Below are 18780 nucleotides of genomic sequence, written 5' to 3'. Positions count from 1 at the left end.
GTGCATACTGTGCGCTTTTTGTGGGCCAAGGGACCGGGAACACATTTGTTATTTAAACGAAAAGACTAGTCTATGAGCACTGATAATAAGCAATCATTACCCGCAATAACGCTTGCTGCGATCGGGGTTGTCTACGGTGATATCGGTACCAGCCCGCTTTATACGCTTCGTGAATGTCTGTCCGGCCAGTTTGGCTTTGGTGTTGAGCGTGATGCCGTGTTTGGCTTCTTGTCACTCATCTTCTGGCTGCTGATCCTGGTTGTTTCTGTTAAATATCTCTCCTTCGTTATGCGTGCAGATAACGCGGGCGAAGGCGGGATCCTGACCCTGATGTCCCTTGCCGGGCGCAACACCTCCGCCAGAATGACGTCCGTGCTGGTGATTATCGGCCTGATCGGCGGCAGTTTCTTCTACGGAGAGGTGGTTATCACACCCGCCATTTCGGTCCTCTCGGCGATAGAGGGCCTGGAGATTATTGCGCCACAGCTCGATACGTGGGTGGTTCCGCTGGCGATAATCGTATTAACGCTGCTGTTTGCGATCCAGAAGCACGGTACCGGGCTGGTGGGTAAACTGTTTGCGCCGATTATGCTGGCCTGGTTCCTGATCCTCGCGGCCCTCGGTTTGCGCAGCATTATTGCTAACCCTGAAGTGCTGCATGCCCTGAATCCTTACTGGGCCGTGCATTTCTTCCTCGAATATAAAGTTGTTTCCTTCGTGGCGCTTGGCGCGGTCGTGCTCTCCATCACTGGCGTTGAGGCGTTGTATGCCGATATGGGTCACTTTGGGAAACTGCCTATCCGTGTGGCATGGTTTATTGTGGTGCTGCCGTCGCTGGTGCTGAACTACTTCGGTCAGGGCGCGCTGCTACTCAAGAACCCGGAAGCGATTAAGAACCCGTTCTTCCTGCTGGCGCCTGACTGGGCGCTGGTACCGATGCTGATTCTGGCGACGCTGGCGACCGTCATTGCTTCTCAGGCGGTGATTTCGGGGGTGTTCTCTCTGACGCGCCAGGCTGTGCGTCTGGGGTATCTCTCGCCAATGCGCATCATCCATACTTCTGAGATGGAGTCGGGTCAGATCTACATTCCGTTCGTTAACTGGCTGCTCTATTTCGCGGTTGTGATTGTTATCGTGAGCTTTGAGCACTCCAGTAACCTGGCGGCGGCGTACGGTATTGCGGTAACCGGTACGATGGTGCTGACATCGCTTCTTTCCACCACCGTGGCGTACCGAAACTGGCACTGGAATAAATTCCTTGTGGCAATGATTCTGGTGGGCTTCCTGTGCATCGACGTACCGTTGTTCTCTGCGAACCTCGACAAGATTGTTTCCGGCGGCTGGCTGCCGCTGACGCTGGGTCTGGTGATGTTCATCGTGATGACCACGTGGAAGAGCGAGCGCTTCCGTCTGCTGCGTCGTATGCATGAGCACGGTAACTCTCTGGAGGCGATGATCGCTTCCCTGGAGAAATCCCCGCCGGTGCGCGTGCCGGGAACGGCGGTGTATATGTCTCGTGCCCTGAACGTCATCCCGTTCGCGCTGATGCATAACCTCAAGCACAACAAGGTTCTGCACGAGCGCGTGATCCTGCTGACGTTGCGTACCGAAGATGCGCCGTATGTTCACAACGTGCGTCGCGTGCAAATCGAGCAGCTGTCCCCGACATTCTGGCGCGTGGTGGCGAGTTACGGCTGGCGCGAAACGCCAAATGTGGAAGAGGTGTTCCACCGCTGCGGCCTTGAAGGGTTAAGCTGCCGGATGATGGAGACGTCTTTCTTTATGTCGCACGAGTCGCTGATTATCGGCAAGCGTCCCTGGTATCTGCGCCTGCGCGGTAAGCTTTATCTTATCCTGCAGCGTAACGCTCTGCGTGCGCCTGACCAGTTTGAGATCCCACCTAACCGCGTGATTGAGCTGGGAACGCAGGTCGAGATTTAAGTCCTTCTGCGGGCTGATGCCCTCACCCCGACCCTCTCCCACTGGGAGAGGGCGCAAACATAAAAAACGGAAACCTGACGGTTACCGTTTTGCATTTACCTCCCCCTCTATTTCACTTAGCGAAACGTTTCGACGTTGATCACAAATCTGTTACGCCATGATGGTTTTCTGAACACTCTTGCGGCTACACTCTTTTTAGCGAAACGTTTCGCTAGTGGAGCAGAAAATGAAGAAAGGCACAGTTCTCAACTCAGAAATCTCATCGGTCATTTCCCGTCTTGGTCATACCGATACGCTGGTGGTTTGCGATGCAGGCTTACCGGTTCCGCGCAGCACAACCCGTATTGATATGGCGTTAACGCAGGGAGTTCCTTCGTTTATGCAGGTACTGGATGTGGTGACGTCGGAGATGCAGGTTGAGGCGGCCATTCTCGCGGCGGAAATCAAACAACATAATCCGCAACTCCACGAAACGTTGCTTAAGTTTATTGAGCAACTGCAGCAACACCAGGGAAACACCATAGAAATTCGTTACACAACGCACGAGCAGTTCAAACAACAAACCGCAGACAGTCAGGCGGTGATTCGCAGCGGGGAGTGTTCCCCGTATGCGAATATCATTCTCTGTGCTGGCGTCACCTTCTGAGGCCATCATGGACGCATTACTGCAACTCAAGGGGATCGATAAATCGTTCCCGGGCGTAAAAGCCCTCTCCGGTGCGGCGCTGAATGTCTACTCCGGTCGCGTGATGGCGCTGGTGGGCGAAAACGGTGCGGGCAAATCCACCATGATGAAAGTGCTGACCGGGATTTACCAGCGTGATGCCGGTTCGCTGCTCTGGCTGGGTAAAGAGACCACCTTTAACGGCCCGAAATCTTCTCAGGAAGCGGGTATCGGTATCATCCACCAGGAGCTAAACCTCATCCCGCAGCTCACCATTGCGGAGAACATCTTCCTCGGCCGTGAGTTTGTGAACCGGTTTGGCAAAATCGACTGGAAAACCATGTACGCCGAAGCGGACAAGCTGCTCGCGAAGCTGAACCTGCGCTTTAAGAGCGACCGTCTGGTAGGCGAGCTCTCCATCGGCGATCAGCAGATGGTGGAAATCGCGAAGGTGCTGAGCTTTGAATCCAAAGTCATCATCATGGATGAGCCGACCGACGCTCTGACTGATACCGAAACCGAATCCCTGTTCCGCGTTATCCGCGAGCTGAAATCGCAGGGACGTGGGATTGTCTATATTTCTCACCGCATGAAAGAGATCTTCGAGATTTGCGATGACGTCACCGTCTTCCGCGACGGGCAGTTTATTGCCGAGCGCGAAGTGGCGACGCTGACCGAAGATACGCTCATCGAAATGATGGTGGGACGTAAGCTGGAAGATCAGTATCCGCGTCTGGATAAAGCACCGGGTGAGATCCGCCTGAAGGTGGATAACCTCTGCGGTCCGGGCGTTCACGATGTGACCTTTACCCTGCGCCAGGGTGAGATCCTCGGTGTCGCGGGTCTGATGGGCGCGGGACGTACCGAACTGATGAAAGTGCTCTACGGCGCACTGCCGCGCACCAGCGGTTATGTCACCCTCGACGGTCATGAAGTGGTGACGCGCTCTCCGCAGGATGGACTGGCGAACGGTATCGTCTATATCTCTGAAGACCGCAAGCGCGACGGTTTAGTGCTGGGCATGTCGGTAAAAGAGAACATGTCGCTTACCGCGCTGCGCTATTTCAGCCGCAGCGGCGGCAGCCTTAAGCATAAAGACGAGCAGCAGGCGGTCAGTGATTTTATCCGTCTTTTTAACGTCAAAACGCCGTCAATGGAGCAGGCGATTGGCCTGTTGTCCGGTGGTAATCAGCAGAAAGTGGCGATTGCCCGCGGGCTGATGACGCGCCCGAAAGTCTTGATCCTCGACGAGCCAACCCGCGGCGTAGACGTGGGCGCAAAGAAAGAGATCTATCAGCTGATTAACCAGTTCAAGGCCGACGGGCTGAGCATCATTCTGGTCTCTTCCGAGATGCCAGAAGTATTAGGCATGAGCGATCGCATTATCGTCATGCATGAAGGGCATCTCGGCGGTGAATTCACTCGCGAGCAGGCCACCCAGGAAGTTCTGATGGCTGCCGCTGTGGGCAAGCTTAATCGCGTGAATCAGGAGTAAGAAGATGACTACCCAGGCTGTTTCTGGTCGCCGCTATTTCACAAAGGCATGGCTGATGGAACAAAAATCGCTGATTGCCCTGCTGGTGCTGATCGCGATTGTGTCGACCATGAGCCCGAATTTCTTCACCGTTAATAACCTCTTCAACATTCTGCAGCAGACGTCTGTGAACGCCATTATGGCGGTCGGGATGACGCTGGTGATTTTGACCTCGGGTATCGATCTGTCCGTCGGTTCCCTGCTGGCGCTCACCGGTGCGATCGCCGCTTCGCTTGTCGGGATTGAAGTCAACGCGCTGGTGGCGGTTGCCGCTGCACTGGCAGCAGGCGCGGCGATTGGCGCTGTAACCGGCGTAATCGTGGCAAAAGGGCGTGTTCAGGCGTTTATCGCCACGCTGGTAATGATGCTGCTGCTGCGCGGTGTGACCATGGTCTACACCAACGGTAGCCCGGTCAATACCGGGTTTACGGATAATGCCGATCTGTTTGGCTGGTTCGGTATTGGCCGTCCGCTGGGCGTCCCGACGCCGGTCTGGATCATGGCTATCGTCTTCCTGGCGGCGTGGTACATGCTGCATCACACCCGTCTGGGTCGTTACATTTATGCGCTGGGCGGTAACGAAGCGGCAACGCGTCTGTCCGGTATTAGCGTCAATAAAGTCAAAATTATCGTTTACTCCCTGTGCGGCCTGCTGGCCTCTCTGGCGGGCATCATCGAAGTGGCGCGTCTTTCTTCTGCGCAGCCAACGGCGGGTACGGGCTATGAACTGGATGCCATCGCGGCGGTGGTTCTGGGCGGTACGAGTCTGGCGGGCGGTAAAGGTCGCATTGTTGGGACATTGATCGGCGCACTGATCCTCGGTTTCCTGAATAATGGTTTGAATTTGTTAGGTGTTTCCTCCTATTACCAGATGATCGTTAAGGCAGTGGTGATTTTGCTGGCGGTACTGGTAGACAACAAAAAACAGTAACTGACGACACTACAGGACATCTTAGATATGAACATGAAAAAACTGGCTACCCTGGTTTCCGCTGTCGCGCTGAGCGCAACCGTAAGTGCTAACGCCATGGCGAAAGACACCATCGCGCTGGTTGTCTCTACCCTGAACAACCCGTTCTTCGTCTCCCTGAAGGATGGTGCGCAGAAAGAAGCTGACAAGCTGGGTTACAACCTGGTCGTGCTGGATTCTCAGAACAACCCGGCGAAAGAGCTGGCGAACGTTCAGGACTTAACCGTTCGTGGCACCAAAATCCTGCTGATCAACCCAACCGATTCTGACGCCGTAGGTAACGCCGTTAAAATGGCAAACCAGGCGAAAATTCCGGTGATCACGCTGGACCGTCAGGCGAACAAAGGCGATGTAGTCAGCCACATCGCGTCTGATAACGTGCTGGGCGGTAAAATCGCCGGTGATTACATTGCGAAGAAAGCCGGTGAAGGCGCCAAAGTCATCGAACTGCAGGGTATTGCCGGGACGTCCGCAGCGCGTGAGCGTGGCGAAGGCTTCCAGCAGGCTGTTGCTGCACACAAATTCAATGTCCTGGCGAGCCAGCCAGCAGACTTCGACCGTACTAAAGGTCTGAACGTTATGCAGAACCTGCTGACCGCACATCCTGACGTGCAGGCTGTGTTTGCACAGAACGATGAGATGGCGCTGGGTGCGCTGCGTGCCCTGCAGACTGCAGGTAAATCTGATGTGATGGTTGTCGGATTTGACGGTACGCCGGATGGTGAAAAAGCGGTAAATGATGGCAAACTGGCTGCGACCATCGCTCAGCTGCCTGAGCAGATTGGCGCGACTGGCGTACAAACTGCCGACAAAGTGCTGAAGGGCGAAAAAGTTCAGGCCAAATACCCTGTTGACCTGAAGCTGGTCATCAAGCAGTAAAAGGCGAATCAGGCAGTCGCTGGCTGCCTGAGGGACACCAATAAAGAAAAGTGTGGCATACGCCACCGGGTAACACCGGTGGCGCTCTCAGATGGACAATCCAACCATGAAAACCGCAGGTAACCTCGTCGTCCTTGGCAGTATCAATGCCGATCACATTCTTAACCTTGAATCATTCCCTGCACCGGGCGAAACCGTCACGGGTAATCATTACCAGGTAGCATTTGGCGGTAAGGGCGCAAACCAGGCCGTCGCCGCCGGACGCAGTGGGGCGAATATTGCGTTTATCGCCTGCACGGGTGATGACGATACCGGTGAGCGCGTACGTAAACAGCTGGCCAGCGATAATATTGATATCGCGCCGGTCAGCGTTGTTGCGGGGGAGTCTACCGGCGTGGCGCTGATTTTCGTCAACGCTGAAGGTGAGAATGTCATCGGTATTCATGCGGGTGCTAACGCTGCGCTGACGACGGCGCGCGTAGAAGCGCAACGAGCACTCATCGGTGGAGCCGAAGCCCTGCTGATGCAGCTGGAGTCACCGGTTGAAAGCGTGCTGGCCGCCGCCAAAATTGCGCATGAAAATCATACCACTGTCGTACTTAACCCTGCTCCAGCCCGTGTATTATCAGACGAGTTGTTGGCGCTGGTGGACATCATTACGCCAAACGAAACCGAAGCGGAAAAGCTGACGGGCATTCGTGTTGAAAATGATGATGATGCCGCGCGTGCGGCGAAAGTGTTGCATGAAAAGGGCATCGGGACCGTTATCATTACTCTTGGCAGCCGTGGGGTGTGGGCAAGCGTAAACGGCGAAGGGCGTCGCGTGCCGGGCTTCAGGGTTAAAGCCATTGATACGATTGCCGCAGGCGATACCTTTAACGGTGCGCTGGTGACGGCGCTGCTGGAAGGCAAAGTGATGGATGATGCGATCCGCTTTGCGCATGCCGCCGCCGCAATTGCGGTGACGCGTAAAGGGGCACAGCCTTCCGTACCGTGGCGCAAAGAGATCGATGAATTCTTAAGTCAGCAGGGGTAACGTTTGGCTACGATGAAAGATGTCGCCCGCATGGCGGGTGTTTCTACTTCGACTGTCTCTCACGTTATTAATAACGATCGTTTCGTTAGCGAGGCGATTCGGGAGAAAGTCGAAGCCGCAGTAAAAGATCTCAACTATGCGCCGTCGGCGCTGGCGCGCAGCCTTAAGCTTAACCAGACGCGCACCATCGGTATGCTGATCACCGCCAGTACCAACCCTTTTTATTCTGAACTTGTTCGCGGCGTAGAGCGCAGCTGCTTCGAGCGTGGCTACAGTCTGGTGCTGTGCAATACCGAGGGTGACGAACAGCGCATGAACCGTAACCTGGAAACGCTGATGCAAAAACGCGTCGACGGGTTATTGCTGCTCTGTACCGAAACCCATCAACCGTCGAAAGAGATTATCCAGCGCTACCCTTCAATTCCTACGGTGATGATGGACTGGGCGCCGTTCGATGGGACCAGCGATCTGATTCAGGATAATTCCCTGCTGGGCGGCGACATGGCAACTCAGCATCTGATAGATAAAGGTCATACCCGCATCGCCTGCATTACCGGCCCGCTGGATAAAACCCCGGCGCGCTTGCGTCTGGAAGGTTATCTCTCGGCGATGGAACGCGCGGGTCTTGCCATCCCTGACGGCTACCGGATCACCGGTGATTTCGAATTTAACGGCGGCTTTGAGGCGATGCAGACATTGCTGATGCAAGAGCCGCGTCCGCAGGCGGTATTTATCGGTAACGATGCGATGGCATTTGGTGCTTATCAGGCGTTGTATCAGGCGGGGTTACGCGTTCCGGACGATATGGCGATCATTGGCTACGATGATATCGAACTGGCGCGCTACATGACGCCGCCGCTGACCACCATTCATCAGCCGAAAGATGAACTGGGTGAGCTGGCCATTGATGTGTTGATCCACCGAATGGCGCAGCCCACGCTGCAACAGCAACGTCTGCAGCTTACTCCTGTTCTGATGGAACGGGGTTCGGTTTAGCCTTTGCTTTGTGGCGCTCTTTGATCAGGTTTCGGCCGTCTTTCGGTTTTAACAGCATAAAGACCAGCGCCGATACCACCGTGAGTGCGCCCATCGTAATAAAGGTATAGTGGAACTGCTCAACGGTATTCGCGCTGTCAAAACCCTCATAAAAGCGCAGCACTGCTGCACTTACCGCCACCCCTAAACTGATCGACAGCTGCTGCGTTACCGCCAGCACGCTGTTGCCGCTACTGGCATTCTCGTCAGTCAGATCGGCAAGGGTAATGGTGTTCATCGACGTAAACTGCGTCGACATTGCCATGCCCAGCACAAACAACGGCAGGATCAGCATCCAGACGGGAAGAGAGGCGGATTGCAGAGAGAATTGCGCAATCATCAGGCCGATAAAGACCGTCACGCCAACCAGCGTCTTACGATAGCCAAACCAGCGCAGTACCTGCGTGACGGTTGATTTTGCCAGAATTGAACCCATTGCCGTGGGCGCCATCATGCAGCCGGCAATCAGGGCCGGATAGCCAAAACCTACCTGCAACATCAATGGCATCAGGAACGGTACGCATCCTGTCCCCAGGCGTGAAGCTATGTTTCCTGCAATCCCGACGGAGAAGGTCCGGGTGTTAAACAGCGATAAAGAGATAAGCGGTGTCGGGTGGCGACGCGCATGACGTATATAAAGAAGGAAAAGCAGAATACCGCTGAGGATGACGGCCAGTGCCAGCCACGTTTCAACGATTTTCTCACCAAACAGCTCCATCCCGCTGGAGAACAGCACCAGGCTCAGACCAAACAGGAAAAATCCGCCCATATCGAAGCTGCGTCTTGGCGTGGTGAAGTTGGGCATATATTTGCGAGCGTAGAACAGCCCTGCCACACCAATCGGGATATTAATCAGGAAGATCCAGTGCCAGCTTGCCCAGGTCACAAACACGCCGCCGAGTACCGGGCCCAGTATCGGGCCGACGAGGCCCGGCATGGTGACGAAGTTGAGCACGGGAAGCAGCTCGCTGCGTGGGTAGGCACGCAGCAATGCCAGGCGCGCCACGGGCATCATCATCGCGCCGCCAATGCCCTGTAACACGCGGAAGATAACCAGCTCTGTTAAGGATGTGGAGAGCGCGCAGGCCAGCGAACCCAGGGTAAAGAGCGTTACGGCAAGCATGAAAACTCTGCGGGTACCGAAGCGGTCAGCCAGCCAGCCGCTTACCGGGATCAGCATCGCCACCGTCAGGGTATAGCTGATGATGGCGGATTGCATTGCCAGCGGGGAGCGGTTGAGGCTTTGTGCAATGGCGGGAAGCGCTGTGTTGAGGATGGTGGCATCCAGTGCCTGCATAAAGAACGCCATGGCTGCAATCCACGGCAATCCGGCCATGCTGCGTGCTTTTTTCTTTGTCATTTATCTACCTGCTGGTGGGTTGGCGCGGCCAGCAATGCCTGGCACGCACTCAGGGCTCGCTGCCCGTCGCTCTCCTGAATGGCATCCACTATCGCCTGATGCAAATCCAGCTTTACCACTTCGTCTTGTGTAATAGAGGAAAAGTAGGTGTGGTACACCGAATGGAATAACGAGGCAAAGGAGGTCAGGAAGGGATTGGCGCTCATCATATAGATATGTTCATGCCAGGCCATATCAACCTCAACCCAGCGTTCCCGGTTGAAGTGTTTTTTCAGGAACACCATTTCTTCCATCAACGCGTTAAGTTGCGCTTTCTGCTCTGCTGTTCCGAGCGTGGCGGCAAGCAGGCAGGCCTGGGGTTCAAGGCTGCTACGCATCACGAGGAAGTGATCGACCACCTGATGAAAGTTATCTTCTGTCATCCACCAGGAGAGCAGCTCCTGATCGAGAAAATTCCAGTTACTCTGCGGCATCACGCGCGTACCAATGCGCGGGCGCGGGAGAACCATCCCTTTTGCCGTCAGGGTTTTCACCGCTTCACGAACGGCGGTACGGCTCACCCCAAACTGCTCGCCCAACTCCATTTCACCCGGCAGGATGCTGCCCGGGGCATATTTTCCCGCTAAAATCCGTTGCGCCAGCTTTTCTGCCAGCACATAGGAGAGGTTTTTTTGGGCGGCCAGCTGTTGTGCGCTTAATGGCATCGCGTTTATTCCTTAATGTTTCATGCTGATAATTATGCCACCTCGAATGTGATTGTGGTTGTAGATACATCAAATAGAACAATTTGTAGCTTGATTTCACCGCTATTGGTGAAAAAAAACACGGACGGAAACTTTTTTTAAATTTCCTCTTGTCACTGTGAAATAACTCCCTATAATGCGCCTCCACTGACACGGAACAACGGCACACACGCCGCCGGGTCAGCAGAGAAAAGCAAAATAAACGCTTGACTCTGAAGCGGGAAAGCGTAATATGCACACCCCGCGCCGCAGCGAAAACGAAGCGGCACTGCTCTTTAACAATTTATCAGACAATCTGTGTGGGCACTCAAAGTGACATGGATTCTTAACGTCGCAAGACGAAAAATGAATACCAAGTCTCTGAGTGAACATACGTAATTCATTACGAAGTTTAATTCACGAGCATCAAACTTAAATTGAAGAGTTTGATCATGGCTCAGATTGAACGCTGGCGGCAGGCCTAACACATGCAAGTCGAACGGTAGCACAGAGAGCTTGCTCTCGGGTGACGAGTGGCGGACGGGTGAGTAATGTCTGGGAAACTGCCTGATGGAGGGGGATAACTACTGGAAACGGTAGCTAATACCGCATAACGTCGCAAGACCAAAGAGGGGGACCTTCGGGCCTCTTGCCATCAGATGTGCCCAGATGGGATTAGCTAGTAGGTGGGGTAACGGCTCACCTAGGCGACGATCCCTAGCTGGTCTGAGAGGATGACCAGCCACACTGGAACTGAGACACGGTCCAGACTCCTACGGGAGGCAGCAGTGGGGAATATTGCACAATGGGCGCAAGCCTGATGCAGCCATGCCGCGTGTATGAAGAAGGCCTTCGGGTTGTAAAGTACTTTCAGCGGGGAGGAAGGTGTTGTGGTTAATAACCGCAGCAATTGACGTTACCCGCAGAAGAAGCACCGGCTAACTCCGTGCCAGCAGCCGCGGTAATACGGAGGGTGCAAGCGTTAATCGGAATTACTGGGCGTAAAGCGCACGCAGGCGGTCTGTCAAGTCGGATGTGAAATCCCCGGGCTCAACCTGGGAACTGCATTCGAAACTGGCAGGCTAGAGTCTTGTAGAGGGGGGTAGAATTCCAGGTGTAGCGGTGAAATGCGTAGAGATCTGGAGGAATACCGGTGGCGAAGGCGGCCCCCTGGACAAAGACTGACGCTCAGGTGCGAAAGCGTGGGGAGCAAACAGGATTAGATACCCTGGTAGTCCACGCCGTAAACGATGTCGACTTGGAGGTTGTGCCCTTGAGGCGTGGCTTCCGGAGCTAACGCGTTAAGTCGACCGCCTGGGGAGTACGGCCGCAAGGTTAAAACTCAAATGAATTGACGGGGGCCCGCACAAGCGGTGGAGCATGTGGTTTAATTCGATGCAACGCGAAGAACCTTACCTACTCTTGACATCCAGAGAACTTTCCAGAGATGGATTGGTGCCTTCGGGAACTCTGAGACAGGTGCTGCATGGCTGTCGTCAGCTCGTGTTGTGAAATGTTGGGTTAAGTCCCGCAACGAGCGCAACCCTTATCCTTTGTTGCCAGCGGTTAGGCCGGGAACTCAAAGGAGACTGCCAGTGATAAACTGGAGGAAGGTGGGGATGACGTCAAGTCATCATGGCCCTTACGAGTAGGGCTACACACGTGCTACAATGGCGCATACAAAGAGAAGCGACCTCGCGAGAGCAAGCGGACCTCATAAAGTGCGTCGTAGTCCGGATTGGAGTCTGCAACTCGACTCCATGAAGTCGGAATCGCTAGTAATCGTAGATCAGAATGCTACGGTGAATACGTTCCCGGGCCTTGTACACACCGCCCGTCACACCATGGGAGTGGGTTGCAAAAGAAGTAGGTAGCTTAACCTTCGGGAGGGCGCTTACCACTTTGTGATTCATGACTGGGGTGAAGTCGTAACAAGGTAACCGTAGGGGAACCTGCGGTTGGATCACCTCCTTACCTTAAAGAACCTGCCTTTGTAGTGCTCACACAGATTGTCTGATGAAAAGTAAATAGCAAGGCGTCTTGCGATTGAGACTTCAGTGTCCCCTTCGTCTAGAGGCCCAGGACACCGCCCTTTCACGGCGGTAACAGGGGTTCGAATCCCCTAGGGGACGCCACTTGCTGGTTCGTGAGTGAAAGTCACCTGCCGTCATATCTCAAAACTGACTTGCGAGTCATGTTTGAGATATTTGCTCTTTAAAAATCTGGATCAAGCTGAAAATTGAAACGACACACATGTTATGTGTGTTCGAGTCTCTCAAATTTTCGCAAACCGATGATGAATCGAAAGAAACATCTTCGGGTTGTGAGGTTAAGCGACTAAGCGTACACGGTGGATGCCCTGGCAGTCAGAGGCGATGAAGGACGTGCTAATCTGCGAAAAGCGCCGGCGAGGTGATATGAACCTTTGACCCGGCGATGTCCGAATGGGGAAACCCAGTGCAATTCGTTGCACTATCGTTAACTGAATACATAGGTTAACGAGGCGAACCGGGGGAACTGAAACATCTAAGTACCCCGAGGAAAAGAAATCAACCGAGATTCCCCCAGTAGCGGCGAGCGAACGGGGAGCAGCCCGGAGTCTGAATCAGCTTGTGTGTTAGTGGAACGGTCTGGAAAGTCCGACGGTACAGGGTGATAGTCCCGTACACGAAAATGCACAGGTTGTGAACTCGAAGAGTAGGGCGGGACACGTGGTATCCTGTCTGAATATGGGGGGACCATCCTCCAAGGCTAAATACTCCTGACTGACCGATAGTGAACCAGTACCGTGAGGGAAAGGCGAAAAGAACCCCGGCGAGGGGAGTGAAAAAGAACCTGAAACCGTGTACGTACAAGCAGTGGGAGCCTACTTGTTAGGTGACTGCGTACCTTTTGTATAATGGGTCAGCGACTTATATTCTGTAGCAAGGTTAACCGTATAGGGGAGCCGAAGGGAAACCGAGTCTTAACTGGGCGTTAAGTTGCAGGGTATAGACCCGAAACCCGGTGATCTAGCCATGGGCAGGTTGAAGGTTGGGTAACACTAACTGGAGGACCGAACCGACTAATGTTGAAAAATTAGCGGATGACCTGTGGCTGGGGGTGAAAGGCCAATCAAACCGGGAGATAGCTGGTTCTCCCCGAAAGCTATTTAGGTAGCGCCTCGTGAACTCATCTTCGGGGGTAGAGCACTGTTTCGGCTAGGGGGCCATCCCGGCTTACCAACCCGATGCAAACTACGAATACCGAAGAATGTTATCACGGGAGACACACGGCGGGTGCTAACGTCCGTCGTGAAGAGGGAAACAACCCAGACCGCCAGCTAAGGTCCCAAAGTCATGGTTAAGTGGGAAACGATGTGGGAAGGCACAGACAGCCAGGATGTTGGCTTAGAAGCAGCCATCATTTAAAGAAAGCGTAATAGCTCACTGGTCGAGTCGGCCTGCGCGGAAGATGTAACGGGGCTAAACCATGCACCGAAGCTGCGGCAGCGACACTATGTGTTGTTGGGTAGGGGAGCGTTCTGTAAGCCGTTGAAGGTGGCCTGTGAGGGTTGCTGGAGGTATCAGAAGTGCGAATGCTGACATAAGTAACGATAAAGCGGGTGAAAAGCCCGCTCGCCGGAAGACCAAGGGTTCCTGTCCAACGTTAATCGGGGCAGGGTGAGTCGACCCCTAAGGCGAGGCCGAAAGGCGTAGTCGATGGGAAACAGGTTAATATTCCTGTACTTGGTGTTACTGCGAAGGGGGGACGGAGAAGGCTATGTTAGCCGGGCGACGGTTGTCCCGGTTTAAGCATGTAGGCGGAGGTTCCAGGTAAATCCGGTACCTTATTAACGCTGAGGTGTGATGACGAGGCACTACGGTGCTGAAGTAACAAATGCCCTGCTTCCAGGAAAAGCCTCTAAGCATCAGGTAACACGAAATCGTACCCCAAACCGACACAGGTGGTCAGGTAGAGAATACCAAGGCGCTTGAGAGAACTCGGGTGAAGGAACTAGGCAAAATGGTGCCGTAACTTCGGGAGAAGGCACGCTGATATGTAGGTGAAGCCCCTGCGGGTGGAGCTGAAATCAGTCGAAGATACCAGCTGGCTGCAACTGTTTATTAAAAACACAGCACTGTGCAAACACGAAAGTGGACGTATACGGTGTGACGCCTGCCCGGTGCCGGAAGGTTAATTGATGGGGTCAGCGGCAACGCGAAGCTCTTGATCGAAGCCCCGGTAAACGGCGGCCGTAACTATAACGGTCCTAAGGTAGCGAAATTCCTTGTCGGGTAAGTTCCGACCTGCACGAATGGCGTAATGATGGCCAGGCTGTCTCCACCCGAGACTCAGTGAAATTGAACTCGCTGTGAAGATGCAGTGTACCCGCGGCAAGACGGAAAGACCCCGTGAACCTTTACTATAGCTTGACACTGAACACTGGTCCTTGATGTGTAGGATAGGTGGGAGGCTTTGAAGCGTGGACGCCAGTCTGCGTGGAGCCGACCTTGAAATACCACCCTTTAATGGCTGGTGTTCTAACGTAGACCCGTGATCCGGGTTGCGGACAGTGTCTGGTGGGTAGTTTGACTGGGGCGGTCTCCTCCCAAAGAGTAACGGAGGAGCACGAAGGTTAGCTAATCCTGGTCGGACATCAGGAGGTTAGTGCAATGGCATAAGCTAGCTTGACTGCGAGAGTGACGGCTCGAGCAGGTGCGAAAGCAGGTCATAGTGATCCGGTGGTTCTGAATGGAAGGGCCATCGCTCAACGGATAAAAGGTACTCCGGGGATAACAGGCTGATACCGCCCAAGAGTTCATATCGACGGCGGTGTTTGGCACCTCGATGTCGGCTCATCACATCCTGGGGCTGAAGTAGGTCCCAAGGGTATGGCTGTTCGCCATTTAAAGTGGTACGCGAGCTGGGTTTAGAACGTCGTGAGACAGTTCGGTCCCTATCTGCCGTGGGCGCTGGAGAATTGAGGGGGGCTGCTCCTAGTACGAGAGGACCGGAGTGGACGCATCACTGGTGTTCGGGTTGTCATGCCAATGGCACTGCCCGGTAGCTAAATGCGGAAGAGATAAGTGCTGAAAGCATCTAAGCACGAAACTTGCCCCGAGATGAGTTCTCCCTGAGACTTTAAGTCTCCTGAAGGAACGTTGAAGACGACGACGTTGATAGGTCGGGTGTGTAAGCGCAGCGATGCGTTGAGCTAACCGATACTAATGAACCGTGAGGCTTAACCTTACAACGCCGAAGATGTTTTGGCGGTGAGAGACGATTTTCAGCCTGGTACAGATAACAGAATTTGCCTGGCGGCTTTAGCGCGGTGGTCCCACCTGACCCCATGCCGAACTCAGAAGTGAAACGCCGTAGCGCCGATGGTAGTGTGGGGTCTCCCCATGTGAGAGTAGGGAACTGCCAGGCATCAATCAAGAAGAACCCCGTACCGTAAGGTGCGGGGTTTTTTGCTTTTGGTTTTCCTCTCCCGCAGGAAGAGGGCATCAAACCGCACTCCACGTCACAATAAACTCCGCTATCCCATCCACATCATTTAAATCCAACTGCGGAACCTCAAGCGGCAATACAACATCACCGGCCACCGCAATCACATGCTCATCAAGCGTTAACTCGCTAACATCATGCCCGGCATCGCTTCGGAACAGCAGGATCTTAGGTACAGCCTCATGCTTAAACCCCTCGACCAGCACCAGATCCAGGCTGGAATGATCCATCCGGCTGACCAGATAAGCCAGATCCAGCGGTGCCTCATCTGGCGTTTCTGTCATTAATGCCCAGCGCTGATTGCTTGCCACGATTGTCTGCGCGGCACCCGCTTTACGCAGCTCATAGCTGTCTTTTCCCGGTTTATCGACATCCATGTTATGGTGCGTATGCTTAATCAATCCGGGGCGAATACCTTTCGCACACAGTGCGGGTATTAGTTTCTTCAGCAGCGTGGTTTTCCCTGTGCCGCTCCATGCGGAAATAGCTAAAACGGGGATCATCTCTTCTCCTGCATCCTCTGCAAATCTTCACTCGTATTCACGTTCACAAAAGCCGATTTGAAATCGCTAAAATCAACAGGATGGCCGCCAGACTGGCGCATAAACACCATCACTCTGCGTTCTCCCGCCGCCAGATACGCCTCCAGAGAAGACACTAGCGAGCGGTGCATTAAGGCAATAGCAGGATGGTCGCGCTCGCCGTCATGTACCCAAACCACGGATGCTGTGCCACGAAGCTGAACCAGACGCTCAGCGAGACAGGATGGAATAAACGGGGTATCGCAGGGACAGAACAGAAACCACTCACCGTTCGACTGCTGCATCACTGAGAGCATACCGGCCAGCGGCCCCGGGTAATCCTCAATATTATCCTGATACACGGCATACCCGCTGTGCTGATACGTGTCGATATGCCTGTTAGCGCTGATGGCCAGGGTTGTCACCTGGCCGGCGAGCGTATCAGCGACACATTGCCATAAGGGTTTGCCATTCAGGAGCTGGAGCCCCTTATCTTTCCCTCCCATCCGCGTTGCTCTGCCACCTGCCAGAACGACCCCAATGATTTCCTGGCTAAGATTCACGAATATCGCCTCTTTTATTGTGGGATTGACCCTGCTAACGTGTCACTCTAAATGAAAGGAGCACCACCATGAAATGTAAACGTCTGAATGAAGTTATTGAACTCCTCCAGCCAGCCTGGCAAAAAGAGCCAGAGCTTAATCTGATGCAATTCTTGCAGAAACTGGCAAAAGAGTCAGGTTTTGACGGCGAACTGGCAGACCTTTCTGATGACATCCTGATCTACCACCTCAAAATGCGCGATTCTGCCAAAGATGCTGTTATTCCTGGTATTCAGAAGGATTATGAGGAAGATTTTAAAACGGCGCTGCTGCGCGCCCGTGGCGTAATTAAAGAGTAAAAGCTTGTAAGCGGAGCCACCGAAATCGCCACAAGATGATATCCTGAATCATTCGTATAATTTCCGGATGATCGGATGAACGACCAGGCTTTTACTTTCCAGACATTACACCCGGATACCATTATGGATGCCCTGTTTGAACAGGGCATTCGTGTGGATTCGGGGTTAACGCCTTTAAATAGCTACGAAAACCGTGTCTATCAATTTCAGGATGAGGATCGTCAGCGCTTTGTCGTGAAGTTCTACCGGCCTGAACGTTGGACCGCAGAACAAATTCAGGAAGAGCATCAGTTTGCTCACGATCTGCTGGATGACGATGTCCCGGTTGCCGCACCGATAAAATTCAACAACCAAACGCTGCTGACGCATGAAGGCTTTTATTACGCTGTATTCCCAAGCCTGGGTGGCCGCCAGTTTGAAGCGGATAATATCGATCAAATGGAGTGGGTTGCCCGCTATCTGGGTCGCATTCACCTGACGGGAAGAAAAACGGTATTCACAGCCCGACCGACGATCGGTATTCAGGAATATCTTATCGAGCCGCGCCAGGTATTCGAAACCTCTGCACTGATCCCCACTGGGCTAAAGGCTGATTTCCTCAGCGCCACCGATAAACTTATTGCTGCGGTAAAAACCTGCTGGCGCGATGATATTTCCGTCCTGCGCCTGCACGGCGATTGTCACGCCGGAAATATACTCTGGCGCGATGGCCCGCTGTTTGTCGATCTTGATGATGCGCGCATGGGGCCCGCGGTTCAGGACCTGTGGATGCTGATGAATGGCGACAAAGCCGAGCAACGCATGCAGCTTGAAACCATTATTGAAGCCTATGAAGAATTTAGCCCGTTTAATTCAGACGAAATTGCCCTGATTGAACCTTTACGTGCGATGCGTTTTGTATATTATCTCGCGTGGTTAATCAGGCGTTGGGACGATCCCGCATTTCCCCGTAATTTCCCGTGGCTTACCGGGGAAGATTACTGGCGCAGCCAGATATCTACATTCACTGAGCAGGTTAAGGTTCTTCAGGAACCCCCGCTGCAATTAACGCCGATGTATTAATAGGACACACCCAGGAGAGAGTTAATCATGAAAAAAATTTGGCTGGCGCTGGCAGGTATGATTCTGGCATTTAGCGCTTCTGCTGCACAATTTACCGACGGCAAACAGTACACTACGCTGGAGAAGCCGGTTGCTGGCGAGCCACAGGTTCTGGAGTTCTTCTCGTTCTACTGCCCGCACTGCTACCAGTTCGAAGAAGTGCTGCATGTTTCTGACAACGTGAAGAAAAAACTGCCGGAAGGCACCAAAATGACCAAGTACCACGTTGAGTTCCTGGGCCCATTGGGTAAAGACCTGACTCAGGCGTGGGCGGTTGCGATGGCACTGGGCGTGGAAGATAAGATCACCGCCCCAATGTTTGAAGCCGTGCAGAAAACCCAGACCGTTCAGACCACAGCGGATATCCGTAAAGTGTTCGTTGATGCTGGTGTGAAAGGGGAAGAGTATGACGCCGCGTGGAATAGCTTTGTGGTGAAATCTCTGGTTGCTCAGCAGGAAAAAGCGGCGTCTGACCTGCAGCTTCAGGGCGTTCCGGCGATGTTCGTTAACGGTAAATATCAGCTGAACATGCAGGGCATGGACACCAGCAGCATGGATATTTTCGTTCAGCAGTATGCTGACACCGTGAAATACCTGGTTGAGAAAAAGTAAGTTCTTAGAGATGA

At 53.7% G+C, this 18780-nt stretch carries 14 protein-coding genes, 1 tRNA gene and 3 rRNA genes; 14 read left to right on the top strand and 4 right to left on the bottom strand.

Annotation, left to right across the window (positions count from 1 at the left end; all coding sequences use genetic code 11):
• Positions 1–72: 72 nt before the first annotated feature.
• The 7 genes from kup (at position 73) to rbsR (ending at position 8020) form a co-directional block, all read left to right on the top strand.
• Positions 73–1941, top strand: a complete 1869-nt coding sequence (kup, locus tag ABFI50_RS09045) for a low affinity potassium transporter Kup (RefSeq protein ID WP_014881875.1) — start codon at positions 73–75, stop codon at positions 1939–1941.
• A 226-nt stretch (positions 1942–2167) separates the two neighbouring features.
• A complete protein-coding gene (rbsD, locus tag ABFI50_RS09040; protein WP_014881874.1) occupies positions 2168–2587 on the top strand; it encodes a D-ribose pyranase in 420 nt (139 codons plus the stop codon).
• Between the two features lie 7 nt (positions 2588–2594).
• Complete coding sequence (rbsA, locus tag ABFI50_RS09035) at positions 2595–4100, top strand: ribose ABC transporter ATP-binding protein RbsA (RefSeq protein WP_023336493.1); 1506 nt, start codon at positions 2595–2597, stop codon at positions 4098–4100.
• Positions 4101–4104: 4 nt separating this feature from the next.
• The gene (gene rbsC, locus ABFI50_RS09030) at positions 4105–5070 is read left to right on the top strand and encodes a ribose ABC transporter permease (protein ID WP_014881872.1); all 966 of its coding nucleotides are present in this window, start codon (positions 4105–4107) and stop codon (positions 5068–5070) included.
• Positions 5071–5097: 27 nt separating this feature from the next.
• Positions 5098–5988, top strand: a complete 891-nt coding sequence (gene rbsB, locus ABFI50_RS09025; RefSeq protein WP_014881871.1) for a ribose ABC transporter substrate-binding protein RbsB — start codon at positions 5098–5100, stop codon at positions 5986–5988.
• 106 nt (positions 5989–6094) lie between these two features.
• The gene (gene rbsK, locus ABFI50_RS09020) at positions 6095–7024 is read left to right on the top strand and encodes a ribokinase (RefSeq protein WP_014881870.1); all 930 of its coding nucleotides are present in this window, start codon (positions 6095–6097) and stop codon (positions 7022–7024) included.
• 3 nt (positions 7025–7027) lie between these two features.
• Entirely contained in the window at positions 7028–8020 is a 993-nt protein-coding gene (rbsR, locus tag ABFI50_RS09015) for a ribose operon transcriptional repressor RbsR (RefSeq protein ID WP_014881869.1), read from the top strand.
• Here the strand turns inward: rbsR and mdtD are convergent.
• Both mdtD and ABFI50_RS09005 read right to left on the bottom strand, forming a co-directional pair.
• Positions 7986–9419, bottom strand: coding sequence for a multidrug transporter subunit MdtD (gene mdtD, locus ABFI50_RS09010; protein ID WP_023331646.1), 1434 nt, complete (start codon positions 9417–9419; stop codon positions 7986–7988). The genes rbsR and mdtD overlap by 35 nt on opposite strands.
• Positions 9416–10123, bottom strand: a complete 708-nt coding sequence (locus ABFI50_RS09005) for a FadR/GntR family transcriptional regulator (RefSeq protein WP_014881867.1) — start codon at positions 10121–10123, stop codon at positions 9416–9418. Before ABFI50_RS09005 ends, mdtD begins: the two co-directional genes overlap by 4 nt.
• A gap of 452 nt (positions 10124–10575) precedes the next feature.
• On the opposite strand from ABFI50_RS09005, the gene ABFI50_RS09000 reads away from it, so the two are divergent.
• From ABFI50_RS09000 to rrf, 4 genes are all read left to right on the top strand, one after another.
• Positions 10576–12115 (top strand): 16S ribosomal RNA (locus tag ABFI50_RS09000).
• Between the two features lie 85 nt (positions 12116–12200).
• Positions 12201–12276 (top strand) — tRNA-Glu (locus ABFI50_RS08995).
• Between the two features lie 192 nt (positions 12277–12468).
• Positions 12469–15373 (top strand): 23S ribosomal RNA (locus ABFI50_RS08990).
• Positions 15374–15437: 64 nt separating this feature from the next.
• Positions 15438–15553: ribosomal RNA gene (rrf, locus tag ABFI50_RS08985) — 5S ribosomal RNA — on the top strand.
• Together the 16S, 23S and 5S rRNA genes with 1 tRNA gene alongside form the textbook arrangement of a ribosomal RNA operon.
• A gap of 77 nt (positions 15554–15630) precedes the next feature.
• On the opposite strand, the gene mobB is transcribed toward rrf, so the two are convergent.
• Both mobB and mobA read right to left on the bottom strand, forming a co-directional pair.
• Positions 15631–16134, bottom strand: a complete 504-nt coding sequence (gene mobB, locus ABFI50_RS08980) for a molybdopterin-guanine dinucleotide biosynthesis protein MobB (protein WP_023331644.1) — start codon at positions 16132–16134, stop codon at positions 15631–15633.
• A complete protein-coding gene (gene mobA, locus ABFI50_RS08975) occupies positions 16131–16715 on the bottom strand; it encodes a molybdenum cofactor guanylyltransferase MobA (protein WP_032635205.1) in 585 nt (194 codons plus the stop codon). Before mobA ends, mobB begins: the two co-directional genes overlap by 4 nt.
• A 68-nt stretch (positions 16716–16783) precedes the next feature.
• On the opposite strand from mobA, the gene ABFI50_RS08970 reads away from it, so the two are divergent.
• The 3 genes from ABFI50_RS08970 (at position 16784) to dsbA (ending at position 18766) form a co-directional block, all read left to right on the top strand.
• Positions 16784–17053 carry a YihD family protein gene (locus ABFI50_RS08970; RefSeq protein ID WP_003861904.1) on the top strand — a complete coding sequence of 90 codons (270 nt, stop codon included), beginning with the start codon at positions 16784–16786 and terminating at the stop codon, positions 17051–17053.
• A gap of 75 nt (positions 17054–17128) precedes the next feature.
• On the top strand, positions 17129–18115 hold the full coding sequence (locus ABFI50_RS08965) for a serine/threonine protein kinase (protein ID WP_248197571.1): 987 nt from the start codon (positions 17129–17131) through the stop codon (positions 18113–18115).
• 27 nt (positions 18116–18142) lie between these two features.
• Positions 18143–18766 (top strand): thiol:disulfide interchange protein DsbA, encoded by a 624-nt coding sequence (gene dsbA / locus ABFI50_RS08960; protein WP_014885768.1) that lies wholly within the window; start codon positions 18143–18145, stop codon positions 18764–18766.
• Positions 18767–18780: the final 14 nt, after the last annotated feature.

It is taken from the genome of Enterobacter sp. HNDS-6, from assembly GCF_039850505.1.
Classification (GTDB): domain Bacteria; phylum Pseudomonadota; class Gammaproteobacteria; order Enterobacterales; family Enterobacteriaceae; genus Enterobacter; species Enterobacter kobei.
This window is presented reverse-complemented; position numbering and strand designations above follow the sequence as displayed.